This window comes from Saccharopolyspora sp. NPDC045839, from assembly GCF_056431645.1.
Window position 1 is genome coordinate 164,481 of the sequence record NZ_JBWKKH010000005.1, and the last position, 26,749, is coordinate 191,229.

The window sequence follows — 26,749 nt, forward strand, 5'->3', positions numbered from 1 at the left end:
CAGCGGTCAGCGCATTCCCGCGACCGATTTGTCCGCCAGCGCCGACCGCCGGTAGCCGTAGAACGCGTAGACCAGCAGCCCGACGGCCATCCAGCCGACGAAGCGCGCCCAGGTGACCCAGTCGAGCTGGCTGATCAGCCACAGCGAGAACACCACGCCGATCCCCGGCACCACCGGCACCCACGGGCAGCGGAAACCCCGCTCCAGTTCGGGGCGTTGGCGGCGCAGCACCACCACCGACACCGCGACGACGATGAACGCCACCAGGATGCCGATGTTGGTCAGCTCGGCCGCCTCCCGGATCGGCAGCAGGCCCGCGATCAGCGCCGACACCACCCCGACCACCCAGGTGACCCGGTGCGGCACCTTGCGCACCTCGTGGGTCTTGGCGAACCAGGCGGGCAGCAGCCCGTCGCGGCTCATCGCGAACCACACCCGCGTCACCGCGAGCATGTTCGCGAACATCGAGGTCACGATGCCGAACACCGCGCCGACCGCGACGATCAGCGCGAGCCCCGGCAGGCCGACCGCCGCCAACGCGCCGGAGAACGGGCTGCGGACGTCGATCTCGCTGTAATGCTGCATTCCGAGCAGCACCACGCACACCAGCACGTAGATCACGGTGGCGGTGCCCAGCGAGTAGATGATCGCGCGCGGCATCGCCCGCCGGGCGTCGGCCGATTCCTCCGCCGCCGCGCTCATCGCGTCGTAGCCGTAGACGGCGAAGAAGGCCGTGGCCGCACCGGTGATCGCGCCGCCGAGCCCGTAGGGCAGGAACGGCGTGTAGTTGCCCGCGTTGATGTGGAACGCACCGGCCACCACGACGACCAGGACCAGCACGATCTTCATCACCACCAGCGCGGTCTCGACCCGCGCCGAGGACTTCGCGCCGCGGTTGAGCAGCCACGCCAGCAGCAGGCACAGCAGCATCGCGAACAGGTCGACGACGTGGCCGTCGCCGGTGCCGGGCGCGCCCAGCATCCAGGCGGGCAGGTCCAGCCCGAGCTGGCCGACCAGGTAGGACAGGTAGCCGGAGACCCCGATGGCGACGACCGCGACGATCGCGGTGTACTCCAGCAGCAGGTCCCAGCCGATCAGCCAGCCGGCCAGCTCGCCGAGCACCGCGTAGGCGTAGGTGTAGGCCGAGCCCGCTTTCGGGATCATGCTGGTGAATTCCGCGTAGCACAGCGCCGCGGCCGCGCTGGCGAGGACCGCGATCAGGAACGACAGCAGCACCCCGGGCCCGGCGAGCTCGTTGGCGACCACGCCGCTGAGGGAGAACACCCCGGCGCCGACCAGGCCGCCGAGGCTCAGCGCGGTCAGCTGCCAGGTGCCCATCACCCGTTTCAGGCCGGCGCCCTGCGGCGGATCGTCGATGTCGTCCACCGGTTTGCGCCGCAGCACGCCGCGGCCGTTCGCATCGATCATTGGGGCACCTCCGGGAACGAGGGCGCGCCGGAGCGGTTCCAATTTTGCCTAAAACTGGACACACTCCACCGCCGCGCGCCACCTGCGAGCTCACGCGGGATTGACCAGGTGAAACCGATTTTGCCTAAAATTGGGAACTCTCCGCGCCGGGCAACCGTCTACCGCGTTGCGTCGGGGAGGATCCCGATTTTGCCTAAAATTGGAATCCTCCCGGCGCGGTCGCGCGGAATTACAACGTGAAGCCGGTCGGGAACGGGTCGGTCGGGTCCAGCAGGTACTGGGCCATGCCGGTGATCCAGGCCCGGCCGGTGATCGTCGGCACCACCGCCGGTCGGTCGCCGACCAGCGCGGTGTCCACGAGCCGCCCGACGAACCGGGTGCCGATCAGGGATTCGTTGACGAAATCGGTGTCCAGTGCCAGCTTCCCGCGCGCGTGGAGTTGCGCCATGCGCGCGGAAGTGCCGGTGCCGCAAGGAGATCTGTCGAACCAGCCGGGGTGGATCGCCATCGCGTGCCGGGAGTGCTCGGCGTCGCTGCCGGGCGCTTCGAGGTAGACGTGCTTGCAGCCTGCGATGTTCGCGTCGAGCGGGTGCTGCGGGCGGCGTTGCTCGTTGATGGCCGCCATGATCGCCAGTCCGGCGCCCAGCATCCGGTCCTTCTCGGCCTTGTCGAAGGGAATTCCGAGGTCGGCCAGCGGGGTGATCGCGTAGAGGTTGCCGCCGAAGGCCAGGTCGTAGCGCACCTCGCCGATCCCCGGCACCTGCACCGACGCGTCCAGCTCCACGGCGAACGACGGCACGTTGCGGATGGTCACCGACTCCGCCTGCCCGTCGCGGACCGCCACCTCGGCCACCACCAGCCCGGCCGGGGTGTCCAGCCGGACCGTGGTGACCGGCTCGACCACCTCGACCATGCCGGTCTCCACCAGCACCGTGGCGACGCCGATGGTGCCGTGCCCGCACATCGGCAGGCAGCCGGAGACCTCGATGTAGATGACGCCCCAGTCGGCGTCCGCGCGGGTCGGCGGCTGCAGGATCGCGCCGCTCATCGCCGAGTGCCCGCGCGGCTCGTTCACCAGCAACTGCCGGATGTGGTCGAGGTTGTCGACGAAGTACCGGCGCTTGTCGGCCATCGTCTCGCCCGGGACGACGCCGACGCCGCCGGTGATCACCCGCGTCGGCATGCCCTCGGTGTGCGAGTCGACGGCGCTGAAGTAACGGCGCGACCGCATCATTTCTCCTTGCTCTGCAAGTACTTCACGGCGCGCTCCATGTCGGCGTCGACCTGCGCGAGCATGGCCTCGGGCAGCGGGCCGCGCGGCGGGCGGCAGGGGCCGCCGAAGCGGCCGACGATCTCCATGCCGCGCTTGATGGCCTGCACGAACTCGGTGCGCGAGTCCCACCGGAACGCGGCCACCAGCGGCTCGTACAGCGCCCGGGCCTCCTCGACCTTGCCCGCCCGCGCCAGCTCGTAGAGCCGCACCGATTCGGCCGGGAAGACGTTCGGGAACCCGGCGAACCAGCCGCCCGCGCCCATCAGCAGCGATTCCAGCACCACGTCGTCGGCGCCGGACACCACGTTCAGCCCGGGCGCCTGCTCGCGGATCTCCAGCACCCGGCGGACGTCGCCGGAGAACTCCTTGATCGCCGCGATGTTGTCGATCCCGGCGATCTCGCGAACCACGTCGGGGGTCAGGTCGACCTTGGTGTCGATCGGGTTGTTGTAGACCATCACGGGCAGGCCGACGGCCGCGACCTGCTCGAAGTGGTGCAGGAGTTCGCCCTTGTTGGCGCGGTAGATCGTCGGCGGCAGGCACAGCAGCCCGTCCGCGCCGTCCTCGGCGGCGAGCTCCGCCCAGTACCTCGCCTCGTGCGCGCTCGGCGCGTGCACGCCGACGATGACAGTCGCCCGGTCGCCGACGGTCGCGATCGCGGTCTGGGCGACCTTGCGCCGCTCCTCGTGGGTCAGCGACGAGTACTCGCCGAGGGAGCCGTTGGGGCCGACGCCGTGGCAGCCGTTGTCGACCACCCAGCGGCAGTGCTCGGCGTAGCGGTCGTAGTCGACCCGCAGGCCGGCCGGGGCCGACGCGTCTTCGGCATAGGGCAGGGCGGTCGCGACGACGACACCACCGAGATCGTTGCTGGAAGTCACTTCTCCTCCTCGTCAGGGGTTGGGATGCCGGCCAGGTCGGCGAGCCGGATCGGCGCTGCGATCGGCCGCCGAGCGGGGGTTTCCGGGTCCGGAAGCGGTCCGCCGAGCAGCCGCGCGGCGAGGTCGGTCGCGTTCTGCCCGCAGATCCGGCCCTGACAGGGGCCGAGACCGACCCGGCAGAGCAGCTTCAGCGAGCGGGCGCTGTGCGCGGCGCGCTGCTGCACGGCCGCTTCCAGTTCGCGGTACGGGACTTCTTCGCACCGGCACACGAGCGTGTCGGGCTCCAGCCACTCGGACCACGCCGATCCGATCGGATGGGCCCCGGCGAGCGCCCGGGCGAACTTCCGTCCATTCCGGACTTTCATGAGTGCTCGGCGTGCTTGGGTTTCCACCTGGACCCAGCCGGCGGCGCCGACGTGCACGGCCGCGGCGAGACCGGCGACGACGCCTTCGGCGGCGGCGAGGTCGGCACCGCCGATGCCGGTCGCTTCACCGGCCGCGAACACCCCCGGCGCGGACGTCCGCTGCGCCGCATCGACCTCGACGAACCCGTCGACGATCCGGCAGCGCGCGGCCAACGCCAGCTCCAGCTGCGGCACGAAGCCGTGCCCGACGCACACGGCATCCACCTCGAACCGGCGCTGGGTACCGGGAATCGGCCGCCAGTCGGCATCCACTTTGGACGTCACGACCTCCTGCACGCGGTCGTCGCCGTGCGCCGCGATGACCGCAGTGCGGGTCCGGTACGGCACGCGCCCGGCGAAGCGGGTTGCGTAGGCCGCGAGCTCCCGGAGCTTGCCGAGCTGCCCGGCGGCCGCCGCCGGCTGCCGCAGCCACGCGGCCGGGTTCCCGGCCTCCAGCACGCCGACGACCTCGGCTCCCACGTCGAGCAGCGACTCCGCCACCGGCAGCAGGAACGGTCCCGTCCCGGCGACGAGCACGCGGTGCCCGACCGCGATCCGCTGCCCCTTCGCCATCGCCTGCGCGGCCCCGGCGCTGAACACCCCGGGCAGGTCCCAGCCCGGGAACGGGAGAACCCGGTCGTGCGCCCCGGTGGCCAGCACCAGCGCATCGGCGCGCAGTGCCGTCAGCCGCCGGCCCGGAGCATCGGCGGGGCCGCTTTGGATGTTGATCCGCCGGTCCGGTTCGAGCGACCACACCGTGCTGCGCGGCAGATACCGGATCCGCGGGTTCGCCAGGACCTCGTCCTGGAGCGCCTGGAACGACCGCCCGCCGTGCTGGATGCGTTCCGGTCGTCGTGCCGCGAACTGCTCCGGCAGCTGGCGGTGGAACTGCCCGCCGAGCCGCTCGGCGGAGTCGACCAGCACCACCTCGGCACCGGCCCGCGCGGCTTGCACCGCGGCGTTCATGCCTGCGGGCCCGCCGCCGACGACCACGACGCTCATGCCTCGCCTCCCGGCAGTTCGGCCCCGTGCTGGGTGCGGATGACGTCGCCGGGCTCGACAACGCGTTGACACGCCCGCACATCCGGCACGTCGTTCACGACCAGCAGGCAGTCGAAGCACGCGCCGATGCCGCAGAACAGCCCGCGCGGCCGCCCGTTCTCCCTGGTACTGCGCCAGGATGTGCGGCCGGTCGCCATCAGCACGGCGGCGACCGTCTGCCCGGCACGCGCGGCGACGCGCGCCCCGTCCACCTCGACGGCGAATTCGCCGGAGTACCTCGGCTGCGCCGGATCCCGCCGGTCCGGGGTCAGGAACGGGCCCGTCACGCGCGCACCTCCTCGATCAGCCCGGGCCGGTCCACGCGGAACGGCTCCGGGTCGACGTGCGGCGGCCGCCCGCCGAACAACTCCGCGAGCAGCTGCCCGGTCGCGGCGGCCAGCCCGACGCCGGCGCCCTCGTGCCCGGTCGCGTGCCACAGGCCCGGAACCCGGGGATCGGCGCCGATCACCGGCAGGTGGTCCGGCGCGTACGGCCGGAAGCCGCCGTAGGCGCGCATCACCGGAACCCGTCCCAGCACCGGGAACAGCGCGGCGGCCTTGCCCGCGATCTCGCGCAGCACGCGAGTCCGGACGGTGTCGTCGAAACCGATGCGCTCCCGGCTCGACCCGATCAGCACGGTTCCGGCCCGGGTGCTCTCCACCACCGTCGAAGTCTGCAGCTCGGCGTCGCCGCTTTCCACCGCGCCGACGTAGTCGGCGTCGTAGACCTTGTGCCGCACGGTCCCCGGCGGCACCGGCGCGGTGACCAGGACCATGCCGCGGCGGGGCAGCACCGTGATCGGCGCGCCGGCCAGCCGCGCGAACTCACCGGACCACGGGCCACACGCGTTCACCACTGCCCCACAAGGCAAAACGCTGCCGCCCGCACGCACCCCGGTCACCCGGCCGTCCCGGCCACGCACCACCCCGGTGGCGGCGGTTCCCGATCGGAGGGTTCCGCCTCGCCGGCGCACGGCCGCGAGGAGCGCCGATGCCGCGAGGACTGGCTGCACCTGGGCGTCCTCGGGGTAGTGCACCGCGAGCACCGTGTCCCGCGTGAGGTGCGGTTCGAGATCGAAAACCGCGCCGGGCGGCAGAACCCGCGCGTCCACGCCCGCGTCGCGCTGCTGCGCGGCGAACGACGTCAGCGCCTCCGCTCCGTCCACAGTGGTCGCGGCAACCACGCCACCCTTGGGCTCCCACTCGAAGTCCGCGCCGAGCTCCTCGCTCAGGCTGCGCACCAGCTCCGGCCACCGCCTCCGGCTGGCCTGGGCGAGCCGGAGCTCCGCGCCCGGCGGCTTGTCGGAGACCAGCACGTTGCCTTCGCCGGACGCCGTCGTGCCCGCCGCGGGCGCGCCGCGGTCCAGCACCTCGACGACGTGCCCGGCCGCGCTCAGCGCCTCGGCGCAGGCCGCGCCGACGATCCCGGCGCCGACCACCACGATGTCGGGAAACTGCCCCATAGCCACCACCAACGTTCACTAAAATGAACGATGCCGACGCTAAACCCCGATGTGACCCAGGTCAACCCCCGACCCCCACCAACCCCGAACTACCCAAGGTCCGAAGGGTCCCGCAGGGGGCCGGCCGGAAGGGGCTCGAAGGGTTCCGCAGGGGTCGAAGGGTTCCGCAGTTTCAATTGAAACTGCGGACCTCCGGCGTGCCGGACCACGACACGCCGGTGCCTGTGGACAACTCCCGCAATTTCAATGGAAATCGGACCTTCGATTTCCATTGAAATTGCGGCCCCACGCGCCTAGCCGAGACCTGGGTGGTGGCGGAGCATCGGGCTGTCGGCGTCGCTGGGGTACTCCAGCAGCAGCACCGAGGTCACCGGCCCGCCGACGGTCTCGTAGGTGTGCGGCAGCTGCGCCGGGAAGCACACGTAGTCCCCCGGCCCCAGCTCGTAGGGCGCGTCGGCCGGTCCGACGCGCAGTTTTCCTTCCGTGACAACGACGTGTTCCCGCCCGGGATGCCCGTCCGAACGCTGCACCTCGCCGGGCCGCACGCGCTGGTCGTAGACCTCCACCACCGCCGACGTCAGGTCGAGCCGGCGCAGCATCCGCAGGTCGACGGCGTTGCTGCTGAGCACCTCCAGCCCCGCGGACCGCACCAGCACCACGTCCGGCTCGGTTTGCTCGGTCAGCAAGGTCGACACCGGCACCTGCAAAGCGTTCGACAAACTGAACACCGTCTGGATGGTGGGGTTGCCGACGCCGGACTCCAGCTGCGACAGCGTGCCCTTGGCGATCCCGGACCGCCGCGCCACCTCGGACAGCGACAGCGCCTGCTCGGCCCGCAGCGCCCGCAGATTGGCCGCCAGCACCCGGACGGCCTCCACCTGCGCCATCAAGCACCTCCCCAAGACCCGGAACGTGCCCGCAGCTTAACCACCGGTACCCGGCCGCCACCGGGCCGCGCGACGTCCGGTTTTGCGAATAGCGGGATTTCCTTGCCGACGGTTCGCCGCAAGCGCACCGTAATCGGCACGGCGGTCGCCGGAGGTGCCCCGACAACAACTCCGGCGAACGCCCTTCCAACTACCAGGCCGCGAGACCGGGCAGCTCCCCCGTCCTGCCCGGGCGTTCGCGGCCCGCACCCGGTTCGCGGTGCCGAGTTCCAAGGGGCCCAGATGCTCAAACACGTCCTGGATGTGGTGGATCTCCTCGACGATCCGTCGGTCACCGGCGCCCGCGTGGTCGCCCATCTCGACGAGGTGGCCGGCGAGTCCGGGCCGGCCACCAGCACCACCGTTCAAGGCCACCAGGGCACGACCGACTTCGTGCAGGTCCGCATCCCCGGCACGCGGGGCAAGGCGGCCGGCGGCGACGCCCCGACGCTGGGCGTCGTGGGGCGGCTCGGCGGGATCGGCGCCCGCCCGGAGGTGACCGGGTTCGTCTCCGACGGCGACGGCGCCGCCGCGGCCATCGCGACCGCGGCGAAGCTGCTGTCGATGCGTGCCCGCGGCGACGTGCTCCCGGGCGACGTCCTGATCAGCACCCACGTGTGCCCGGACGCGCCGACCCGGCCGCACGAGCCGGTGCCGTTCATGGACTCCCCGGTGGGGATCGCGACCATGAACGCCCACGAGGTCAGCGACGACATGGACGCGGTGCTGTCCATCGACACCACCAAGGGCAACCGGATCATCAACCACAAGGGCCTGGCGCTGTCGCCGACGGTCAAGCAGGGCTGGGTGCTGCGGGTGTCGGACCGGCTGGGCACCCTGCTGGAGACCGTGACCGGCGAACCGCTGGTGACCTACCCGGTGACCACGCAGGACATCACGCCCTACGGCAACGGCGTCTACCACATCAACTCGATCCTGCAGCCGGCCACCGCGACCGCCGCGCCGGTGGTGGGCCTGGCGATCGTGGCCGCCACCGCCGTGCCCGGCTGCGCCACCGGCGCCAGCCACGAGACCGACATCGCGGCGGCCGCGCGCTACGCCGTCGAGGTCTCCAAGGAGTTCGGCGCGGGCCGGCTGGCCTTCCACGACCAGGCGGAGTTCGACCACCTCGTCGCCCGCTACGGCTCCCTCGCCCACCTGCAGACCATGGGCGACCTGCCCGCCGAGGAGGAATGATGGGCACGGCGCAGTCCGCCGAGGCCGCGCCGGGCAAGCAGATCGGCAACGACGACTACTCGCTGCGCCGCGTCCCCCAGGACGCGCGCTACGGGTTCGGGTCGATGCTGCTGCAGTGGCTCGGGCAGTCCGGCTCGCTCTCCCAGTTCGTGCTCGGTGCCTCGCTGGGCATCGCGATGGGGTTCTGGGACGCCTTCTGGGCGTTCACCCTCGGCGCGGTGCTGCTGGAGATCGTGATCTTCCTGGTCGGCCTGGCCGGTCAGCGCGAGGGCCTGGCGATGACCATGCTCACCCGCTTCGCCGGGTTCGGCCGCAACGGCTCGGCGCTGGTCAGCCTCGTCATCGCGATCAGCATGGTCGGCTGGTTCGGCGTGCAGAACGGCATCTTCGGCAAGAGCATGCAGTCGCTGGTCGGCGGCCCGATCTGGCTGTGGTGCGCGATCTCCGGCGCGGTGCTGACCGCGCTGGTGATCTACGGGTTCAAGTACATGATGTGGCTGGCCAAGATCGCCGTGCCGTTGTTCTTCGCGCTGGTGGCCTGGAGCGTGATCAGCACGCTCTCGCAGCACTCCATCGGCGACCTGATCGCCAAGGAGCCGACCGCGGCGGCGCTGTCCATCCCGGCGGCGGCGACCATCGTGGCGGGCGGGTTCATGTCCGGCGCGGTCGTGGCCCCCGACATGACCCGCTACAACCGCAAGGGCTGGCACGTCCTGCTGCAGAGCTCGTGCTCGATGATCCTCAGCGAGTACATCGTCGGCATGACGGGCGTGCTGCTCGGCCAGCTGGTCGGCAGCAAGGACGTCACCTCGATCGTGCTGTCCACGTCCGGGTTCGCCGGGCTGGTCATCGTGATCCTGTCCACCGCGAAGATCAACGATTGGAACCTCTACGCCTCCTCGCTGGGCGTGGTGAACTTCGCGGACACGGTCTTCGGCAAGCGCCTGCACCGCGCGACGGTGACGCTCGTGATCGGCGTGCTCGGCACCGTGCTGTCCGCGATGGGTTTCCTGGACCACTTCACGGAATTCCTGAAGATCCTCGGCGTGGCGATCCCGCCGATCGGCGGCATCATCGTCGCCGAGTACTGGGTGGCCCGCCGGATGCGCGGCGAGCTCGACCGCACCCGGCCGACCGGCACGCTGCCCGACAAGGTGGCCACCTGGGTGCCCGCGACGTTGGTGGTGTGGGCGGCCGGCTTCGGCGTCGGCTACTTCGTCGACGCGGGCATCCCGGCGCTCAACTCGCTGCTGACCGGATTCCTGCTCTACACGGTGCTCGCCTTCGCCGGGCTGGTGCGCCCGGTGGGGACCTCGACGCTGGAAGGACGCAAGTCATGAGTAGCCCTGTGTCAACCCCAGTCGTCCTCAACCGCACCCCAGGGGACCGTGACGCAAACCAGCCACAAGAAACCACGAAACGCGAGATCGAGCCGGACGCAACCACCACTGTGAATCGCGGAGAGGCGGAACGGTCATGAGCGTGCCCGAGGACGAGGTCGTCGACCTCTGCCGGGACCTGATCCGCATCGACACCTCCAACCCGACCAGCAACGAGCGCGCGGCGGCCGAGTACGTCGCGGCGAAGCTGGCCGAGGCCGGCATCGAGTCCACATTGGTCGAGAGCGCGCCGGGGCGGGCCAGCGTGATCGCCCGCGTCGAGGGCGAGGACCCGTCGCGGGGCGCGCTGCTGATGCACGGCCACCTCGACGTGGTGCCGGCGGATGCGAGCGAGTGGACCTTCGACCCGTTCGGCGGCGAGATCCACGACGGCTGCCTGTGGGGCCGCGGTGCGATCGACATGAAGGACTTCGACGCGGTGATCCTCGCGGTGGCCCGGGAATTCGGCCGCACCGGCCGGAAACCGCCGCGGGACATCGTGTTCGGCTTCCTCGCCGACGAGGAGGACGGCGGCAAGTTCGGCTCGCACTGGCTGGTGCGCAACCGGCCGGAGCTGTTCGACGGCGTCACCGAGGCGATCACCGAGGGCGGCGGCGTGTCGTTCGACCTGGGCAACGGCCAGCGGCTGTACCCGATCGAGAACGCCCAGCGCGGCCAGGCATGGCTGCGGCTGATCGCCACCGGCCGGGCCGGGCACGGCTCCTCGCCGAACGACGAGAACGCCGTCACCGACCTGGCGGAGTCGCTGGCCCGCATCGGCAGGCACCGGTTCCCGGTGCGCCTGATCGAGCCGGTGCGGGTGCTGCTGGAGCGGGCCGCCGAACTCCTCGGCACGGACTTCGATCCATCCGATGTGGACGGTAGCGTGACGAAGATGGGCCCGGTGGCCGACCTGGTCGACGTGATCCTGCGCAACTCGGCGAATCCCACCATGATCGAGGGCGGCTACCAGACCAACGTCATCCCGGGCCGGGCCACCGCCGCGGTGGACGGGCGGTTCCTGCCCGGCCACGAGCAGGAGCTGCTGGACACCATCGACTCCCTGCTGCTGCCGTCGGTGCGCCGCGAGTTCATCCACCACGACGTGGCGATGCAAACGGAGTTCGCCGGCACCCTGGTCGACGCGATGTGCGCGGCGATCCGGGCGGAGGACCCCGACGGCCACCCGGCGCCGTACTGCAACGCGGGCGGCACCGACAACAAGGCGTTCGCCACGATCGGCATCAACGGGTTCGGCTTCAAGGCCCTCCGGGTACCGCCGGAACTGCCGTACTCGCGGATGTTCCACGGGGTGGACGAACGAATCCCGCTGGAGTCGCTGCGCTTCTCCACCCGGGTGATGCAACGCCTCCTGCACACCTGCTGATCCGGGTGGCCGTGAGTGGCGATGATCGCCCATAACGGTCATTGCCACTCACGATCCACCCGCCGTAACCTGCACTGGTCCAGCGGCAGCCAGCTCTCGCCGCCGTCTTCCCGCTTCACCACCCGCGCAACGAGCACGTGATGGTCAACAAGGCAGGAGGCACCGCATGAGCTCTGCACCGCCCGGCAGCGACACCGACCGGATCTGGACCAACTGGGGCGGCAACCAGACCTGCACCGCGGCGGTTTTCGCCCGCCCCCGCGACGAGGCCGAAGTGGTCGCCGCCGTCCGGCACGCGATCGACCTGGGACTGAACGTCCGGGTCGCCGGCTCCGGGCACTCCTTCACCCCGGTGGTGCCCACCGGCGGCATGCTGCTCGACCTGACGCGGCTGACCGGGGTGACCGCGACCGACCCGGACCGGCTGCGGGCCACGGCGCTGGCCGGGACCACCGTCGGCGACTTCGGCGCGCCGCTGTGGGAAGCCGGGCTGTCGCTGACCAACCAGGGCGACATCGACAAGCAGGTCATCGCCGGGGCGATCGCCACCGGCACGCACGGCTCCGGCATCGACCTGCCGAGCTTCTCCGCCGCGCTGCGGCGAGTCCGGCTGGTCGACGGCCGCGGCGAGGTCGTCGAGATCGACGAGGGCGACGCCCGGCGGCTGCGGGCCGCGCAGGTGGCCATCGGCTCGCTCGGCGTGATGCTGGAGGTCGAGCTGGCCGTCTCCGCCGCCTACCACCTGACCGAGGAGATCAGCTACCGGCCGTGGCAGCAGATCGTCGAGTCGTGGGACGAGCTGATCGCCGGGCACCGCCACTTCTCGTTCTTCTGGTGCCCCGCCGACGAATCCGCCGACCTCTACCAGCTGCCCGCCCCGCCGGATCAGCCGATGGCCGACCACTGCTACGTGAAGCTCTACGACGAGGCCGAGGTCGACGAGCCCGCCGGGATCGTCACCACCGAGGGCCACCGCGTGGACCGCGCCTACCGGATCTACCCGGGCGGGTTCGACACGCCGTTCCACGAGATGGAGTACATGGTCCCGGCCGGGCACGGGCTCGAAGCCGTCTCGGCGATCCGCGAGCTGATGCGCACCGAGCACCCCGACCAGCGCTACCCCATCGAGGTCCGGTGGACCGCCGCCGACGAGGCGTACCTCTCGCCGAACCACCGGCGCGCGACGACCGTCATCTCCGTCTCCGGCGCCCCCGGCACCGACTACTGGCCGTTCCTGCGCGCGGTCGACGAGCGGCTGCGCGAGTTCCGCGCCCGGCCGCACTGGGGGAAGTTGCACTTCATGACCCGCGACCGGATGGGCGAGCTGTTCGACGAGTTCGGCACGTTCCTGGACGTGCGCCGCGAATTCGACCCGGACGGCACCTTCCTCAACGACCACCTGCGCCCGCTACTGGCCTGAGCCGCGAGGAGGTCCGGGATGGAACTCGTGGGCAACTCGATCATCTACCTGATGATGGCCTTCGTCGCGATCGGGGCGGTGGCGGCGATCCGCGACGCCGACACCGGGATGGGCCGGGAGTTCAAGGAGGGCCTGCACGCCATCGGGCAGATCTTCATCCCGGTGGCGGGGATCATGGCCGCGATCCCCTACCTGTCCGCGTTCGTCGAGTCGGCGGCGGGCCCGCTGTTCGGCGCGATCGGCGCGGACCCGGCGATCGCGGCGACGAGCCTCATCGCGGTGGACATGGGCGGCTACCAGCTCGCGCAGGCCACCGCGGGCTCCACCGGCGGCTGGATCATGGCGGCGATCGTCGGCTACCTGGCCGGGGCGACGATCATCTTCACCATCCCGGTGGGGCTGGCGGTCCTGGACCGCCGGGACCACCGCTTCCTGGCGCTGGGCGTCATGTCGGGCATCCTCACGGTGCCGGTCGGCGTCCTGATCAGCACCTCGATCCTGCTGGCCACCGGCACGACGGTGCGCGGCGAGGTCTCCGCCGACGCGCCGTCGGACGCTGCACTGTCCGGTTTGGACACCTCGGCGATGCTGCTGAACCTGTTGCCGCTGGTGGTGTTCGTGGTCGTGCTGGCGCTGGCCCTGCGATTCTGGCCGGCGGCGATGATCCGGCTGTTCATCTGGTTCGGCCGCTTCCTGGACGCGGCGCTCAAGATCGTGCTGGCGCTGTCGATCATCGAGCACTTCACCGGCCTGTTCTCGGCGGTGCTGGGCACCTGGGGCTTCGACCCCATCATCGCCGACGCCGACGACCAGTACCGGGCGCTGGAGGTGGCGGGCAACATCGGGATCATGCTGGCCGGCGCGTTCCCGATGGTCTACGTGCTGCGCAAGGGTTTGACCCGCCCGCTGGGCGCGCTGGGCCGCCGGATCGGGATGAGCCCGGAAGGAACCGCGGGCCTGCTCGCGGCGTCGGCGAACGTGCTGGCGCTGTTCCGCCTGATCGGGCACATGCCGCCCAAGGACAAGGTGCTGTGCATCGCCTACGCGGTGTGCGCGGCCTTCCTGGTCGGCGACCACCTGGCGTTCACGGCGAACTTCCAGCCGAACCTGATCCTCCCGCTCCTGGCGGGCAAGCTGGCGGGCGGGGTGCTGGCGATCCTGCTGGCCCACCTGATCGCCCTGCCGGCGATCCGGGCGGCGGAATCCGAGCCGGTGGCCGGTTGAAAGCGAAGAGCACCTCCGGTGTGGGGCCGGAGGTGCTCTTCGCTTCGGGGTATCGCCGGTTACGGCTGGGGGAACTGCTCGGCGTAGGTCTTGACCGCCGTCGAGATCGCCTGGAAGTTGCGGTCCAGGGCCTGCTGGTCGACGTTGTCGACCGTGTCGCAGGACTGGTGGTAGCAGGAGTCGTAGGCCTCGCCGGCCTGGCCGCCCCACTTCTGCGCCTGCTCCGGCGTCTTCGTGCCCTCGGCGCCGGTGAAGGTGCCGCCCGCCGGGATGCCGACCTCGATGAACGGGCCGTAGTCGGAGCGACCGTCGAAGTCCGTGCCCTCGGTTTCCACCCCGGACGTCGCGAGCGCGTCGTTGAGCAGCTTCTCGATCTCCGCCGAGCCCGCCGGGCCGGGGCCGGCGCCCTCGCCGTCGGAGTCGTCGCCGTCGTAGGTGAAGTAGCCGGCGTTCGGCGAGCCGACCATGTCGAAGTTCAGGTACGCGACGATCTGGCCGCGCTCCGCGTCGGACAGGCTCTGCACGTAGTGCGACGAGCCGACCAGACCCTGCTCCTCGGCGCCCCAGAACGCGAAGCGCAGCTTGTTCTTCGGCGTCGCGCCGCTGCCCGCGTAGTCCAGGGCGGCCTGCAGGATCGCGGCCGAGCCGGTGCCGTTGTCGTTGATCCCCGCGCCCCTGCTGACGCTGTCCAGGTGGGCGCCGAACATCACCACGCTGTTGGCGTCGCCGCCGGGGGTTTCGGCGAGCAGGTTGTACGTCGTGCCGCCGATGGCGTCGAATTCCTGGATCGTGGTGGCGAATCCGGCTGCGTCCAGCTGGGCCTTGACGTAGTCGAGCGAGGCCTTGTAGCCGGGCTGGCCCGCCGCCCGGTTGCCGCCGTTGGCCTCGGCGATCTTCTGCAGCTCCTGCAGGTGGTCCTGGACGGCGGTGACGCCGGTCAGCGGTGCGCTGGCCGCCGTGGCCGGCAACACCAGAGCGGACGCCACGGCCAGTGCCGCCGCGGTCGCCAGAAGTGGTCGTTTCGGCATGCTGCGCCCTTCCGTCGGTCGATCTTCGCCGTAGCGGAACGTAACGACGCGACGCGACGCGGTGGGCGGTTTGACGTGAACTCGCCGCCGGTGTCCGGAACTCGTTTTTCCCGGCTTTGCCCGACGGCTCGTGAGCGGCGTGGCTTCGGTCCGGCCGCCGGGCTGGCTATCCTTCAGGCGCAGGCCGAGCCGAGGGGGCGCCGTGGGCGAGTCAGGCGGCCGGGTGCGCGGCCCGGCCAAGGAGCACCGCACCGTCAGCCGGGTGACCACCATCCTGGAGACCGTGGCCGCCGACCCGCACGGGGTGCGGCTGAGCGTGCTCGCCGGGGCACTGGACGCGCCGAAGACCTCGGTGCACGGCCTGGTGAAGGGCCTGGTGGCGACCGGGTACCTGCAGGAGCAGGGCGGCGCCTACCTGCTGGGACCGGCGGTCGGTGCGCTGCTGCCGACCGCGGGCACGCCGCTGGTGGACGCGGCGCGGCCGGCGATGCAGAAGCTGCGCGCGGAGTTCGACGAGACCGTCATGATCGGCACGCTCGTGGGTGACTCGGTGGTGTACCTGGAGTCCATCGAGTCCACCCAGCTCATCCGCTATTCGGCGCCGCTGCGCAAACGGCGCCCGCTCTACCCGACCAGCATCGGCAAGTGCCTGCTCGCGAACCTCGACCGCGCCTCCCGCGAGGCGTACCTGCGCGAACACTTCCCCGATCCGGACGAGCGGGCCCGGGTCGAGCGCGAGCTCGCGGACATCGCCGCCGACGGCGTCGCCTACAACCGGGGCGAGACGGTGCCGGACGTGTCCGCGGTGGCCGGACCGGTGCTGTCGCACCGCGCCGACGCCGGCACCGCCGCGGTGTCGATCGCCGGGCCGACGACGCGGGTGGCCGACCGGCTCGACGAGATGGCCGCCGCGGTGCGCACGGCGGTGCAGGAGATCACCTACCGGCTCCGCTGACCGGAGGCCGCGATCACAATTCCCGCGCCGGGGCATTGACCTCGACCTTGCTCGAACTCCTAGCGTTGCGGGCGCAACCCGGAAAACGGCGCAGGGAGAAGGAATGCACGCGATTCGGCAGTACGAGTTCGGCCCCGCAGAGGTCCTCCGCTACGAGGAGGTGCCCGACCCGATCCCCGGTCCCGGGCAGGTGCGAATCGCGGTCGCCGCCGCCGGCGTGCACGTCATCGACACCGCGATCCGGCAGGGCATGCCGCACGGACCGTTCGCGCGGTACGAGCTGCCGATGACGCCGGGCCGCGAGGTCGCCGGGGTCGTCGACGCGCTCGGCGCGGGGGTCGACGCGGAGTGGCTGGGTCGGCGCGTCGTCGCCCACCTCGGCATGGCCAGCGGCGGCTACGCCGAGCTCGCGGTCCGCGACGTCGAGGCGCTGCAGGTGCTGCCCGGCGACGTCGGCTTCGACGCCGCGGTCGCGATGATCGGCACCGGCCGGACCACGATGTCCATCCTGCGCATCGCGCGGCCGACCGCCGACGACGTCGTGCTGGTCACCTCGGCCGCCGGGGGCATCGGCGCGCTGGCGGTGCAGCACGCCCGCAACATCGGCGCGACGGTGGTGGGCGCGGCCGGCGGGCCGGCGAAGGTCGCCAAGGTGCGGGAGCTGGGCGCCGACGTCGCCGTCGACTACACCGCGCCGGACTGGCCGGAGACGGTGCGCCACGCGCTCGACGGGCGCGAGGTCAGCCTCGTGCTCGACGGCGCCGGCGGCGAGTACGGCCGGGCGGCCTTCGACCTGCTCGGCGTCGGCGGCCGGATCACGATGTACGGCAGGGAATTCGGCGAGCACCGGTTCACCTCCGACGACCTGATCGCCCGCTCGGTGGCCGCGAACGTGGCCCTCGGCCCGAACCTGCTGAAGGTGCCCGGCGGCATGCGGGCGCTGGAGGACGAGGCGCTGGCCGCGCTCGCCGAGGGCAGCCTGCGGCCGCTGGTCGGCACGCCGTTCGCGCTGGCCGACGCGGCGAAGGCGCATGCCGCGTTGGAGAACCGCGAAACCTACGGCAAGGTGGTGCTGCGACCCCACCCGTGATCAAGATCGTATGGCGGAAACCAACCGGTTCGCCGTAAGGTGCGGATCTGGGGCGCATCCGGTCAGATCAACATGCACCCAGGAGGTAGGACCGTGGAACAGGTGGTTCTGCTCGACGAATCCGGCAACGCGATCGGGGTCGAGGACAAGGCGATCGTCCACCACCGACAGACACCGCTGCACCTGGCCTTCTCCTGCTACGTGTTCAACGATCGCGGCGAGTTCCTGCTGACGCAGCGGGCGCACCACAAGCGCACCTTCCCGAGCGTGTGGACCAACACCTGCTGCGGCCACCCCGCACCCGCGGAGGACATGAAGGCGGCGATCACCCGGCGGCTCGGCGAAGAGCTCGGGCTCACCGTGCACGGCCTGGAGCTCGTGCTGCCCGGCTTCCAGTACCGCGCCACGATGCCCAACGGCGTGGTGGAGAACGAGAAGTGCCCGGTGTTCGTCGCCTTCACCGGCAGCACGCCGGAGCCGAACCCGGACGAGGTCGCCGAAACCCGCTGGGTGGACTGGGCGGAGTTCAGCTCCGCGGTGCTCGCCGGTGAGTCCGAGGTGTCGCCGTGGTGCTCGCTGCAGGTCCGCCAGCTGACCGAGCTGGGACCGGAACCGGCCCGGTGGCCCAAGGGTTCGCCGGCGGGCCTACCGCCCGCCGCCCACGTGAGCTGACCCGCATTGCGGACCTACCCCTCTCCGGTCGAGTAAGCCGAAGCTAACCTGACCGGAGAGGGGGTAGGTCCGTGTTCAACCTGGTGTCGCGGGCCCGACGCCGCGCGACGCAGGCGCGGATCGACGAGGTCGCCGCGGCGCACCCCCGGTTCGCCACCGGCGCCGTGGTGCTGATCAACCCCAAGGGCGACTACTGGCCGTACGCCCGCAACGACGCGCGCGGGAGCTGCGGTCAGGTGGCCGCCGCCTTCGGCCGCAGCTCCCGCGACCAGCTCCACTCCCCCGGTTCCGGCGCGCCGATCAGCTTCAGGCCGGCGCCCCGCAGCGTTCGCGCGATCGCGGTGTTGTCGACGTGGGTCTGCGCGGTGAGCGTGCCGATCCCGAGTTCCCCGGCCTGCTCGACCAGCTTCCGCGCCAGCGCCGTGCCGACGCCCTGCCGCTGCCAGTCGTCCCGGACCAGCAGCGCCAGCTCGCCGGAATCGCCGTCGTACATCAGGTTTCCCATGCCGATCACCTCGCCGCCCGGCGCCAGCGCGAGCAGCGACCGGCCCAGCGCCGGGGTCAGCAGGCGCAGCAGCCCGCGCTCCCCCTGCCCCGGCCCGGGGCTGAAGTAGCGCCGGTAGCGGGCCGCGCTGGAACACCTCTCGTGGAACCCCGAAACCAGTTCCACGTCCGACCGGTCCGCCGGCCGGATCGTCAGCTCCGCCCCGCTCGCGGCGCGCGCGACGTCCGGCACCGGCCGCACCCGCGCCCGGCAGCTCGCGGCCAGCTCGACCATCGCCCGCGCCCGCGCGAACTCCGCCGGGGTGAACGCCCCGCCGGGCCGCTCCAGCACCAGGACCCCGCCGCCCGGATCCGCCAGGCGCATCTCGCCGCCGGCCGGCGAACCGGCCTCCTCCTGCCACCGGACCGTCACCTGCCCGAGCAGCGCGCGCAGCGCCCGGACCAGGTCGGTGCGGCCGTTGACCAGATCGATCGCCAGGTTCGCGGTCCGCGTCGGCACGTCGTCGAGCTCGCGCACGTCCGCCCGCACCGCGGTCACGTCCCGGCCACCGGCGGCCTCGACCGCGGCGACCAGTTCCCGGCCGCTCACCCGCGACGGCACGTGCAGCAGCACCTCGTCGACCACCCCGCCGGCGACGGGGTGGACCTGCATGGTCCGGATGTCCGCGCCGAGCGCGGCCAGGCCACCGGCCAGGTGCGCCAGCCGGCCCGGCGTATCGGTCACCGACGCGCGCAGCCGCCACAGCGTCTGCTGCACGCTCACGATCTCCGGAACCCGCACCTCGGGCACGGCGGGCACCTGCCGCCGGCGCCACCACCACCGCCCGGCGGCAGCCACCAGCAGGACGGCGCCGATGGACAGCAGCGCCAGCGGCCCGCGGCCCTGCGCCCCGGTCGCGAACAGGTTCGCCGCCCCCGCCGCCAGGAACAGCGCGGCCAGCTCGATGAGTTCGCGGGTCCAGTCCCCGCGATGCTGCCGGGAAGTCATGCCACCATGCTTCCCCCGCCGTATTGCAGGAGCTTGACCTGGGATGACGGCGCGGTTAACGGACCGATGTCACATCTCGTCGCGCACCAGCACCCCGTCGCGCATGATCAACGAGAGGCGGCGCTCGGGGTCGGTGAGCACGCCGATGTCCTCCAGCGGGTTGCCGTCGACGACCAGCAGGTCGGCGAAGGCGCCCGGCACGATCTCGCCGATCTCGCCGACCATCCCGGCGATCTCGGCGCCGGTGATCGTGGCCGCGCGGACGATCTCCACCGGCCGCTGCACCTGGGCGCGCAGGCTGAACTCGGCGAGCTGGTAGGCGTGCAGCTCGCCGTGCAGATCGGTGCCGTACCCGATCTTCAGCCCGGCCCGGTCGGCCAGCTCCAGCGCGTGCAGCCCCGCGTCGATCACGTCGTGCAGCTTCCGCCTGTTCTCCGCCGGCAGCGCGCGCGGCGCATCGTCGCGCGTCAGTGCGTGGTAGGTGGCCAGCGTCGGCACGTAGAACGCTTGGTGCTGCTGGAAAAGCTCGACGCTCGACTCGTCCATCAGGTTGCCGTGCTCGATGGTGCGCACGCCGCAGCGCAGCGCGCGGTTCACCGCCTCGGCCGTGTAGGCGTGCCCGGCCACGTAGCGGTGCGCCAGGTTCGCCTCGTCGACCGCCGCCCGGATCTCCGGCTCGGAATAGCCGAGGGCGTCGATCCGCATCGACGACACCACACCGCCGCTGACGGTCAGCTTGATGTGGTGCGCGCCGAGCGCCATCTGCTCGCGGATCGCCCGCCGCAGCTCGATCTCGCCGTCGCAGATCCGGGTCAGGCCGTGGCCGCCGGTAGGCGCGATGATCGGGCCGCCGAACAGCACGCGCGGCCCGCGGAACAGGCCCTCCGCCACGGCGCGGGCCACGCCGTGATCGGCGCCTCCCATGTCGCGGACCGTGGTGAAGCCGCGCATCAGCATCTGGTCCAGCACCTGGCCCACCCGCGCCGCGGCGTAGTACGGCGACCACGACTTCAGCTCGGCGAAGTCCGCGCTCGCCTGGGTGGCGTGGACGTGCGAGTCGATCAGGCCCGGCATGAGCACCCGCCCGCGCACGTCGATCTCCTCCGCCGCGCGCACCGGCTCGTCGGTGACCTCGACGATCCGGCCGTCGGCGACCACCACCGACCGGTCCGGCAGCAACTCGCCGGCGCGGGGGTCCAGCACCGTCGCGTTGCGGAACACGATTCGCGAGGTCACGCCTGAATCTCCTTCTGCTGTGGGCCGCGCGCGGCGGTCCCGGTCAATTCCTCCAACGTTCGGCCGCTGGTGCTGACGCCGAACACCAGCACGCCCAGTGCGCCGGCCACGAGCGCGGCGGTCACCATCGTGAAGACGCCGCCGAACCCGATCGACGCGTAGAGCACGCCGATGATGATCGGCGCGACGATGCCGCCGATGCGGCCGAACGCCGACGCCGCGCCGGTACCGGTCGCCCGCATGCGCGTCGGGTACACCTCGGGTGTGTAGGCGTACAGCGCCGCGTAGGTGCCGTTCATGAAGAACGACAGCAGCGCGCCGAAGATCAGCACCTGGGCGTCGGCGCTGCCCTGCGACAGCAGGAAGGCGGCGATCGCACCACCGATGAGGTAGCCGGCGATGGTGCGCTTGCGATCCAGCCGCTCGCTCAGGTACGCGGCCGAGTAGTAGCCCGGCACCTGGGCGATGGTGATCAGCAGGGAGTAGGTGAAGCTCTTCGACATCGTCATGCCCTGCTGCACCAGCAGCGACGGGATCCAGGTGAAGAACCCGTAGTAGGCGAACGTGAGGCTGATCCACAGCAGCCACAGCACGGCCGTGCGCCGCGCCATCCCGCTCAGCCACAGCCCGGCGATGCGCGACCCCGTGCCGCTCTGCTCCGCAGCCCGCACCGGCTCCGGTGCGGTCTGCTCCTCCACCGGCGGCAGCGGTTTCCCGGTGGCCCGCTCGACCCGCTCCTCCAGCTGTGCGACAACGGTTTCGGCCTCGTCCAGGCGCCCCTGGTCGATGAGCCAGCGCGGCGATTCGGGCAGCGCGCGGCGCCACCACAGCAGCATCAGCAGCGGCGCGGCGGTGACCAGCTGCGCCACCCGCCAGCCGTCCGGGAACGCCGGGACGAAGAAGGTGCCCAGGAGCGCCGCCGCGATGTAGCCGAGCGAGAAGAACCCGGCGATCGAGCCGACGAACAGGCCGCGGATCCGGCCGGGCACGAACTCCGACATGAACGCCGGGATGATGGCGGCCTCGGCCCCGACCCCGATCCCCGCGATCAGCCTGGCGACGAAGAAGAAACCCCAGTCCGGGGCGAAGGCCGCCGCGACGGTGGCGACGCAGTACACGGCGAGCGCGTACATCATGATCCGCCGCCGGCCGATCGCGTCGCCGGCCAGCCCGGCCGACAGCGCGCCGATCATGATCCCGATCAGCAGCGAACTGCCGAGCAGCCCGGTCTGCCACGGCGCGAGCCCCCAGAGCGGGGTGACGGCCGGGAGCACGTAGGACACCAGCGAGCCGTCCATGCCGTCGAAGGCGATGCCCAGGCCGCCCATGAGCATCAGCCGGAAGTGCGGCCGGGAGACCGGAAGTCTTTCGAGACGGGCCAGCAGCGCAGGACCCGCCGGGGAGTTGGTCGACATGGCACCTCCTCCGGAGGCCCCCACCGGACCTCGATGCGTTGGAACCATAGCCGCACGCTTCTGTGCAAACAAGGCTCAATGCATGATCTTGTGCATCAGGGCAGAATGGGGCCATGACCGGTGAAGGTGCCAACGTCGCGCAGTGGCTCGACGAGCTGATCTCGGAAACGCGCCTGGGCCCCAAGGCGGCGCGAGTCCGCGACGTGCTCACCACGCAGCCGACGTACTGCTCCTACGCCACCGCCGCCGAAGTCGCCGACCGGGCCGAGGTCAACGGCGCCACGGTCGTCCGCTTCGCGCAGGCCCTCGGCTACCCCGGATGGCCACAACTCCAGGCGGATCTGCGCGGCGTCTACCTCGCGCACCGCTACGAACAGCCGGCCTCGCCCGGCGACGGGAGCATGCTGGCGTCGGTGTTCGCCCGCGACGCCGAGAACCTCAGGTCCCTGGAGCACTCCTTCGACTACGCCGCGGCCCGCGCCGTCGTCGCGGCCATCCGCGAAGCGCGGCGAACACTGGTCGTCGCCTCCGGAACCCACGGCGTAGCCGCGGCCGCGTTCGCGATGCTGGCGGCCAGCCGCGGCCTGCCCATCGCCCACGAGGACCGCGGCGGACCCCACCTCGCGAACGCCCTCGCCTCCCTCGACGGTCAGGACTGCCTCGTGGCGTGGAGCTTCTGGCAGCACTACCGCGAAACCGTCGACGCGATCAAGCTGGCGCGCACCGCCGGGACCACGACGTGCGTCATCACCGACACCGTCCAGTCCCCCGCCGCGAACGCCGCCGACCACGTGCTCGTCATCCCGACCGAAGGAATCGCGAACCTCCAGTCCATGACCGCGGCCACCAGCGTCGCCTACGCGCTGGTGGCGGAACTGGCCGCCGGAGACCCCGAAGGCAGCCGGGAAGCCGCCCAGCGGGTCGACACCGTCTGGCGCGGGCTGCGGCTGTTCGCCGAAGAATCGAGGCAGTGAGCGCAAGAACGAGTGTTGATCTCGTTCTGGGTTTTTGGGTTCTGGATTTTTGGGTTCTGGGGGCGGGTTGAGATGTGGTTTCGGGCTTGTGGGGTGTTGGTTGGTTTTCGTGGGGCGGGTTTTGGTGTTTTGCTGGGGTGTTGCTTGGGGTTGGGGCTTTTAGGGGTTTGGTGTGTTTTGGGGCCATCCCCGCGATGGGTGGATTGTGGGTGCTGCGGGCCGGAGGTCAAGCCCGGCCTCGCGGCCGCCCCTTCGGGGTTTCAGGCTTGACATCCGACCCGCAGCACCAGAGCGGCTTTGTATCGCGGGGATGGCCCGGATTGGGCCGGCTCGTTGCCGGCTTGCGTTGCGGGGTGGCCGTTTTCGGGTCAGCCGGGGCTGGTGGGGTTCGGTTTCGGGTTGATCCGTCGCAGGGGTCGGGTTGCGTGGGGATGGCGCGATTTCGTGGGAAATCAGCCCTGGTCGCCAGGCACGGGTGTGCATGACTAATGGTGGCGTGGGTTTGGTGGTGGATGCGGGTCGCCTTCGGCGTGTCGTGACCGTTTCCCTTGACACGACTCGATTTTCGCCGCCTTCGACCGGATGTTTCACCTGATCAAGCGACCATAAAAACAGTGCGAACACAGGTTCGAATCAGGAGAATGGAGGCATGACACCGCTACTGAACACCCAGGACACGACTGTGCAGGCCATGCCTCCACAGTTGGCGGTGTCGTGCACCGATGCCGAACTCGCCACCCGTATCCAAGAACTCGAAACCGAGATGCGGGTACTGCTGTGGGAACAACTGCAATACATCGCCGAAGCCGACCACCGCGCCATCCACACCGACACCACCGCCCGATCACTGCAAGTCTGGCTGCAGGGGCTGCTCAACATCGACCCACGCGACGCGAAAACCCGCGTCACAGTCGCCCGCAACGTCGAAGACCGGCAAACCTTCCACGGCGAAACAATGCCACCCGACCTGCCCACCACGGCTCAAGCACTGGCTGAGGGTGCGATCGGGCTCGACCACGCGCGTGTCATCGTCAACGGAATCCGGCGCCTACCCGACTACGCCCGCTGCCACCAGGTCACCGAAGTCGAATCAACGCTCGCCGGGTATGCGCGGACGATGCCGCCGAGGGAACTGGAGAAACTCGCCGAACGCATCCGCTACCTCCTCGACCAAGACGGCGCCTACCGCGACGAAGAAACCCAGCACGACGCACGCGAACTGCACTACGCGACCACCCGAGACGGGATGATTGTCATCAAAGCGAAACTGGACCGGGAGACCGGGGCGAAGTTCACCGCGTTGATCGAGCCCCTCGCCGCACCCCACCCCGAGGTTGATGGAGAGAAAGATCCCCGGACTGTGGGGCAGCGGAACGCCGACGGCTTCGCCGCACTGCTGGACTTGGCGCTGGACCATGATGGAATGCCTCGTACCGGTGGGCAGCGGCCGCAGATGACCATCGCTATCGACTTCGAGGACTTGAAGCGGGGCTTGGAGGTCATCGGCGAGGACGGCATGCCCGGCACCCTCAACACCGAACGCGCCATCACCGCCCAGAACGCACGCCGCATCGCCTGCGACGCCGAAATCCTGCCCATCATCCTCGACGGCGACAGCCTCCCACTCGACGTCGGCAGGACGAAACGCACCGCACCCACCCACATCCGCACCGCACTACTCCGCCGCGACGGCGCATGCGCCTTCCCAGGGTGCGACCGCCCACCGGGAACCCCGGAAGCACACCACGTCCAGCACTGGGTCGACAGCGGCGCCACCGACCTCACCAACATGGTCATGCTCTGCGCACACCACCACCGCACCCTCCACAACCAACGCTGGGACATCACCATGCGCGACGGACGGCCCGAGTTCATCCCACCACCCACAGTGGACCCCAAACGAACACCCAGACCAGGCGGCAAAGCACTGCCCGCCCAACACCGCGAACACCTCCGGGACCTCATCCCCACACCACGGGACCCGGCGGGCGAACCATGACGCCCAAATGCAGTTCAGATCGTTCCGGGTGCCACTTGAGGTTTACTAGAGCGCCACTCGAGCCAATGACGCCGAGAATAACAACGGGCCGTCCAACAGTCGTTAACGCTCCGTAATTCGAACATAGTGGCGAGAGGATCAGAACGGCGTCGTGATCAATCCGAACCGTCGCGCTCTTGCAGGCAGGATCGGCCGACACTGGTTGTCGTGACGATCTTGTCGCTCGTGTTCTTCTCCTTGATCAACGGCCGGTCATTCGTCACCGCAATAGAACGAGGATCTCTACGACCGTCCGGGACCTGTATTGCGAGCCTCGAGCAGCACCGTCGTACTGCCGATGTTCAGGAGCTTGGGCATTGCTCGCCCGCGCCCCCGATGCGGCTGGGTGGGTGGCGGTCAGCGGCGCGGGCCGGGACGGCCACCCGCGGGGCGCTGCGGCTGCCTGGACCCCTGACCCGCCGGGTTGCGTCGCGGTTGGTTGGCGACACGCGTTGCGCTGTTTCGGGCCGTGCCTCCGCGCGGGGCTGCCACACGCTGGGGCGGGGCCTGACGCGCCGGCCTGCGAGCAGGCTCCCGGGCGGGCTCGCGGCGGCGGGGCGGTTCCGGCTCGCGGCGCGGGCGGTAGGACTTGCGGCGGCTGTTCACCCACAGGTCGAAGCCCACCAGCACCAGTGCGCCGATCAGCAGCATCAAACCCAGCAGCGGCACTCCGATGAGCGTCGTCACCAGCGCCAGGACCAGCATCGGCACCACGGGGATCCAGACGAACCGATCGATCCGGCTCATGACCCCCGAAGAACCGCCGCGGTCCCCATCACGTGCCATCAAGACTCTCGCTTCCACTCTTCGCCCCTGGCCGGGGAAGTCTACCGGAGCCCGTCCGGCATCAGCCCCGACGCCATCGACTGCTCGCCGCCGCAGTAATACCGTGCCTGCATGGGCAAAGAGATCAGCAGGTTCGGGTCGGTTCGGTTGGCAGACCTCCCCGAGGACCTCCGGGACCGGATCGGCGCCATCGCGGAGAAGTCCGGGTTCGTGCCCAACGTGTTCCTCGCGCTCGGCCACCGGCCCGCCGAGCTTCGCGCGTTCTGCGACTACCACGACGCGCTGATGGAACGCGACTCCAGCCTGTCGAAGGCCGAGCGAGAACTCGTCGTGGTGGCCACCTCGGCGGCCAACCACTGCACCTACTGCGTCGTTGCGCACGGCGCGATCCTCCGGGTGCGGGCGAAGGACGACCAGCTCGCGGACCTGGTGGCCGCGAACCCGTGGGGAGCGGCGCTGAGCGACCGGCAGCGAGCGATCGTCGACCTCGCCCTGTCCGTCGCGCAGGAATCGGCGCGCTTCGGCGAGCGCGAGCTGGCTGCGGCCCGCGCCGCGGGATTGTCCGACGACGAGATCTGGGACATCGGCGCGATCACCGCGTTCTTCGCCATGTCCAACCGGCTGGCGCACCTGATGGCGCTGCGCCCGAACGACGAGTTCTTCCTGATGGGTCGCGTGCCCCGGGAGAAGTGAGCTCGCCCCAGTCCCGCCCCATCCGGGCCAGCAGGTCGCGCAGCAGCCAATCCAGCTGTCGCCGATCCTCCGCGGGCATCCCGGCGAGCAGCCGCGGACGACCTCCAAGCCGTTCGCGACTCGCGGTCCGCCGACGTTCGACTCGGCCGCGTCGACCAGGATTCCGGATTGCAATTGTCGAGATTGTCGACATTACAACAAATTCATTGTTGACTCGGCCAACCAATCGGGCGTGAACACGGCCTTCCAGAACGGTCAAGCCGAGATGAACTTCGGAATAGTTACCGGCCGTGATTAACGGTAGTTCCAATTGAAGTCCTTAGCAGTTTCAATCTGCCTAGTGAACCTTGG

Annotated in this window: 23 protein-coding genes; 11 read left to right on the top strand and 12 right to left on the bottom strand. The window is 70.6% G+C overall.

The window, feature by feature from the left end; genetic code table 11:
• Positions 1 to 6: 6 nt before the first annotated feature.
• The 7 genes from AC07EQ_RS09640 to AC07EQ_RS09670 form a co-directional block, all read right to left on the bottom strand.
• On the bottom strand, positions 7 to 1,428 hold the full coding sequence (locus AC07EQ_RS09640) for an amino acid permease (protein ID WP_478387582.1): 1,422 nt from the start codon (positions 1,426 to 1,428) through the stop codon (positions 7 to 9).
• Between the two features lie 229 nt (positions 1,429 to 1,657).
• Positions 1,658 to 2,659, bottom strand: a complete 1,002-nt coding sequence (locus tag AC07EQ_RS09645; RefSeq protein WP_478387583.1) for a proline racemase family protein — start codon at positions 2,657 to 2,659, stop codon at positions 1,658 to 1,660.
• Positions 2,659 to 3,579, bottom strand: a complete 921-nt coding sequence (locus AC07EQ_RS09650; protein ID WP_358573420.1) for a dihydrodipicolinate synthase family protein — start codon at positions 3,577 to 3,579, stop codon at positions 2,659 to 2,661. The genes AC07EQ_RS09645 and AC07EQ_RS09650 overlap by 1 nt, the downstream gene beginning before the upstream one ends.
• Positions 3,576 to 4,985 (bottom strand): FAD/NAD(P)-dependent oxidoreductase, encoded by a 1,410-nt coding sequence (locus AC07EQ_RS09655; protein WP_478387584.1) that lies wholly within the window; start codon positions 4,983 to 4,985, stop codon positions 3,576 to 3,578. Before AC07EQ_RS09655 ends, AC07EQ_RS09650 begins: the two co-directional genes overlap by 4 nt.
• Positions 4,982 to 5,296, bottom strand: a complete 315-nt coding sequence (locus AC07EQ_RS09660) for a (2Fe-2S)-binding protein (protein WP_478387735.1) — start codon at positions 5,294 to 5,296, stop codon at positions 4,982 to 4,984. Before AC07EQ_RS09660 ends, AC07EQ_RS09655 begins: the two co-directional genes overlap by 4 nt.
• 11 nt (positions 5,297 to 5,307) lie before the next feature.
• Positions 5,308 to 6,486 (bottom strand): NAD(P)/FAD-dependent oxidoreductase, encoded by a 1,179-nt coding sequence (locus AC07EQ_RS09665; RefSeq protein ID WP_478387585.1) that lies wholly within the window; start codon positions 6,484 to 6,486, stop codon positions 5,308 to 5,310.
• A 293-nt stretch (positions 6,487 to 6,779) separates the two neighbouring features.
• Positions 6,780 to 7,373 carry a helix-turn-helix domain-containing protein gene (locus AC07EQ_RS09670; RefSeq protein WP_478387586.1) on the bottom strand — a complete coding sequence of 198 codons (594 nt, stop codon included), beginning with the start codon at positions 7,371 to 7,373 and terminating at the stop codon, positions 6,780 to 6,782.
• A 282-nt stretch (positions 7,374 to 7,655) separates the two neighbouring features.
• Between AC07EQ_RS09670 and AC07EQ_RS09675 the strand changes: the two genes are divergently transcribed.
• From AC07EQ_RS09675 to eutH, 5 genes are all read left to right on the top strand, one after another.
• Positions 7,656 to 8,609, top strand: coding sequence for a DUF1177 domain-containing protein (locus tag AC07EQ_RS09675; protein WP_478387587.1), 954 nt, complete (start codon positions 7,656 to 7,658; stop codon positions 8,607 to 8,609).
• Positions 8,609 to 9,949: a purine-cytosine permease family protein gene (locus AC07EQ_RS09680; RefSeq protein WP_478387588.1), complete on the top strand. Its 1,341-nt coding sequence runs from the start codon at positions 8,609 to 8,611 to the stop codon at positions 9,947 to 9,949. The genes AC07EQ_RS09675 and AC07EQ_RS09680 overlap by 1 nt, the downstream gene beginning before the upstream one ends.
• Before the next feature lie 136 nt (positions 9,950 to 10,085).
• Positions 10,086 to 11,375: a M20/M25/M40 family metallo-hydrolase gene (locus AC07EQ_RS09685; protein WP_478387589.1), complete on the top strand. Its 1,290-nt coding sequence runs from the start codon at positions 10,086 to 10,088 to the stop codon at positions 11,373 to 11,375.
• Positions 11,376 to 11,541: 166 nt separating this feature from the next.
• Positions 11,542 to 12,795 (top strand): D-arabinono-1,4-lactone oxidase, encoded by a 1,254-nt coding sequence (locus tag AC07EQ_RS09690; RefSeq protein WP_478387590.1) that lies wholly within the window; start codon positions 11,542 to 11,544, stop codon positions 12,793 to 12,795.
• Between the two features lie 18 nt (positions 12,796 to 12,813).
• Positions 12,814 to 14,019 (top strand): ethanolamine utilization protein EutH, encoded by a 1,206-nt coding sequence (gene eutH / locus AC07EQ_RS09695; protein WP_478387591.1) that lies wholly within the window; start codon positions 12,814 to 12,816, stop codon positions 14,017 to 14,019.
• Positions 14,020 to 14,078: 59 nt separating this feature from the next.
• Here the strand turns inward: eutH and AC07EQ_RS09700 are convergent, their stop codons facing one another.
• On the bottom strand, positions 14,079 to 15,047 hold the full coding sequence (locus AC07EQ_RS09700) for a M28 family metallopeptidase (RefSeq protein ID WP_478387592.1): 969 nt from the start codon (positions 15,045 to 15,047) through the stop codon (positions 14,079 to 14,081).
• A 202-nt stretch (positions 15,048 to 15,249) separates the two neighbouring features.
• Between AC07EQ_RS09700 and AC07EQ_RS09705 the strand changes: the two genes are divergently transcribed.
• The 3 genes from AC07EQ_RS09705 to idi all read left to right on the top strand — a co-directional run bounded on the left by AC07EQ_RS09705 (position 15,250) and on the right by idi (position 17,764).
• Positions 15,250 to 16,002, top strand: a complete 753-nt coding sequence (locus tag AC07EQ_RS09705) for an IclR family transcriptional regulator (protein ID WP_478387593.1) — start codon at positions 15,250 to 15,252, stop codon at positions 16,000 to 16,002.
• Positions 16,003 to 16,105: 103 nt separating this feature from the next.
• Entirely contained in the window at positions 16,106 to 17,092 is a 987-nt protein-coding gene (locus AC07EQ_RS09710) for a zinc-binding dehydrogenase (protein ID WP_478387594.1), read from the top strand.
• A gap of 93 nt (positions 17,093 to 17,185) precedes the next feature.
• Positions 17,186 to 17,764 (top strand): isopentenyl-diphosphate Delta-isomerase, encoded by a 579-nt coding sequence (gene idi / locus AC07EQ_RS09715; protein ID WP_397526945.1) that lies wholly within the window; start codon positions 17,186 to 17,188, stop codon positions 17,762 to 17,764.
• Positions 17,765 to 17,996: 232 nt separating this feature from the next.
• Here the strand turns inward: idi and AC07EQ_RS09720 are convergent, their stop codons facing one another.
• The 3 genes from AC07EQ_RS09720 to AC07EQ_RS09730 form a co-directional block, all read right to left on the bottom strand.
• Positions 17,997 to 19,256 carry a GNAT family N-acetyltransferase gene (locus tag AC07EQ_RS09720; protein ID WP_478387595.1) on the bottom strand — a complete coding sequence of 420 codons (1,260 nt, stop codon included), beginning with the start codon at positions 19,254 to 19,256 and terminating at the stop codon, positions 17,997 to 17,999.
• 69 nt (positions 19,257 to 19,325) lie between these two features.
• Positions 19,326 to 20,492 (bottom strand): metal-dependent hydrolase family protein, encoded by a 1,167-nt coding sequence (locus tag AC07EQ_RS09725; RefSeq protein ID WP_478387596.1) that lies wholly within the window; start codon positions 20,490 to 20,492, stop codon positions 19,326 to 19,328.
• Positions 20,489 to 21,907, bottom strand: a complete 1,419-nt coding sequence (locus AC07EQ_RS09730) for an MFS transporter (RefSeq protein WP_478387597.1) — start codon at positions 21,905 to 21,907, stop codon at positions 20,489 to 20,491. Before AC07EQ_RS09730 ends, AC07EQ_RS09725 begins: the two co-directional genes overlap by 4 nt.
• 113 nt (positions 21,908 to 22,020) lie before the next feature.
• Here AC07EQ_RS09730 and AC07EQ_RS09735 point away from each other — a divergent pair, with 113 nt between their 5' ends.
• Both AC07EQ_RS09735 and AC07EQ_RS09740 read left to right on the top strand, forming a co-directional pair.
• Positions 22,021 to 22,881: a MurR/RpiR family transcriptional regulator gene (locus AC07EQ_RS09735; RefSeq protein ID WP_478387598.1), complete on the top strand. Its 861-nt coding sequence runs from the start codon at positions 22,021 to 22,023 to the stop codon at positions 22,879 to 22,881.
• A 649-nt stretch (positions 22,882 to 23,530) separates the two neighbouring features.
• Positions 23,531 to 24,880, top strand: a complete 1,350-nt coding sequence (locus AC07EQ_RS09740; protein ID WP_478387599.1) for an HNH endonuclease signature motif containing protein — start codon at positions 23,531 to 23,533, stop codon at positions 24,878 to 24,880.
• A 396-nt stretch (positions 24,881 to 25,276) separates the two neighbouring features.
• Here AC07EQ_RS09740 and AC07EQ_RS09745 read toward each other — a convergent pair whose 3' ends face one another.
• Positions 25,277 to 25,666, bottom strand: coding sequence for a hypothetical protein (locus AC07EQ_RS09745; protein ID WP_478387600.1), 390 nt, complete (start codon positions 25,664 to 25,666; stop codon positions 25,277 to 25,279).
• 150 nt (positions 25,667 to 25,816) lie between these two features.
• Between AC07EQ_RS09745 and AC07EQ_RS09750 the strand changes: the two genes are divergently transcribed.
• On the top strand, positions 25,817 to 26,398 hold the full coding sequence (locus tag AC07EQ_RS09750) for a peroxidase-related enzyme (protein ID WP_478387601.1): 582 nt from the start codon (positions 25,817 to 25,819) through the stop codon (positions 26,396 to 26,398).
• The last annotated feature ends 351 nt before the right edge of the window (positions 26,399 to 26,749 follow it).

What these genes read in the sequence shown, in the direction of transcription:
- AC07EQ_RS09740 (WP_478387599.1), top strand. Translation starts at nt 23,531, where the DNA reads ATGACACCGCTACTGAACACCCAGGACACGACTGTGCAGGCCATGCCT.
- AC07EQ_RS09735 (WP_478387598.1), top strand. Translation starts at nt 22,021, where the DNA reads ATGACCGGTGAAGGTGCCAACGTCGCGCAGTGGCTCGACGAGCTGATC.
- AC07EQ_RS09750 (WP_478387601.1), top strand. Translation starts at nt 25,817, where the DNA reads ATGGGCAAAGAGATCAGCAGGTTCGGGTCGGTTCGGTTGGCAGACCTC.
- AC07EQ_RS09700 (WP_478387592.1), bottom strand. Translation starts at nt 15,047, where the DNA reads ATGCCGAAACGACCACTTCTGGCGACCGCGGCGGCACTGGCCGTGGCG.
- AC07EQ_RS09685 (WP_478387589.1), top strand. Translation starts at nt 10,086, where the DNA reads ATGAGCGTGCCCGAGGACGAGGTCGTCGACCTCTGCCGGGACCTGATC.
- AC07EQ_RS09730 (WP_478387597.1), bottom strand. Translation starts at nt 21,907, where the DNA reads ATGTCGACCAACTCCCCGGCGGGTCCTGCGCTGCTGGCCCGTCTCGAA.
- AC07EQ_RS09655 (WP_478387584.1), bottom strand. Translation starts at nt 4,985, where the DNA reads ATGAGCGTCGTGGTCGTCGGCGGCGGGCCCGCAGGCATGAACGCCGCG.
- AC07EQ_RS09675 (WP_478387587.1), top strand. Translation starts at nt 7,656, where the DNA reads ATGCTCAAACACGTCCTGGATGTGGTGGATCTCCTCGACGATCCGTCG.
- eutH (WP_478387591.1), top strand. Translation starts at nt 12,814, where the DNA reads ATGGAACTCGTGGGCAACTCGATCATCTACCTGATGATGGCCTTCGTC.
- AC07EQ_RS09690 (WP_478387590.1), top strand. Translation starts at nt 11,542, where the DNA reads ATGAGCTCTGCACCGCCCGGCAGCGACACCGACCGGATCTGGACCAAC.
- AC07EQ_RS09745 (WP_478387600.1), bottom strand. Translation starts at nt 25,666, where the DNA reads ATGAGCCGGATCGATCGGTTCGTCTGGATCCCCGTGGTGCCGATGCTG.
- AC07EQ_RS09680 (WP_478387588.1), top strand. Translation starts at nt 8,609, where the DNA reads ATGGGCACGGCGCAGTCCGCCGAGGCCGCGCCGGGCAAGCAGATCGGC.
- AC07EQ_RS09710 (WP_478387594.1), top strand. Translation starts at nt 16,106, where the DNA reads ATGCACGCGATTCGGCAGTACGAGTTCGGCCCCGCAGAGGTCCTCCGC.
- AC07EQ_RS09670 (WP_478387586.1), bottom strand. Translation starts at nt 7,373, where the DNA reads ATGGCGCAGGTGGAGGCCGTCCGGGTGCTGGCGGCCAATCTGCGGGCG.
- AC07EQ_RS09645 (WP_478387583.1), bottom strand. Translation starts at nt 2,659, where the DNA reads ATGCGGTCGCGCCGTTACTTCAGCGCCGTCGACTCGCACACCGAGGGC.
- AC07EQ_RS09640 (WP_478387582.1), bottom strand. Translation starts at nt 1,428, where the DNA reads ATGATCGATGCGAACGGCCGCGGCGTGCTGCGGCGCAAACCGGTGGAC.
- AC07EQ_RS09665 (WP_478387585.1), bottom strand. Translation starts at nt 6,486, where the DNA reads ATGGGGCAGTTTCCCGACATCGTGGTGGTCGGCGCCGGGATCGTCGGC.
- AC07EQ_RS09720 (WP_478387595.1), bottom strand. Translation starts at nt 19,256, where the DNA reads ATGACTTCCCGGCAGCATCGCGGGGACTGGACCCGCGAACTCATCGAG.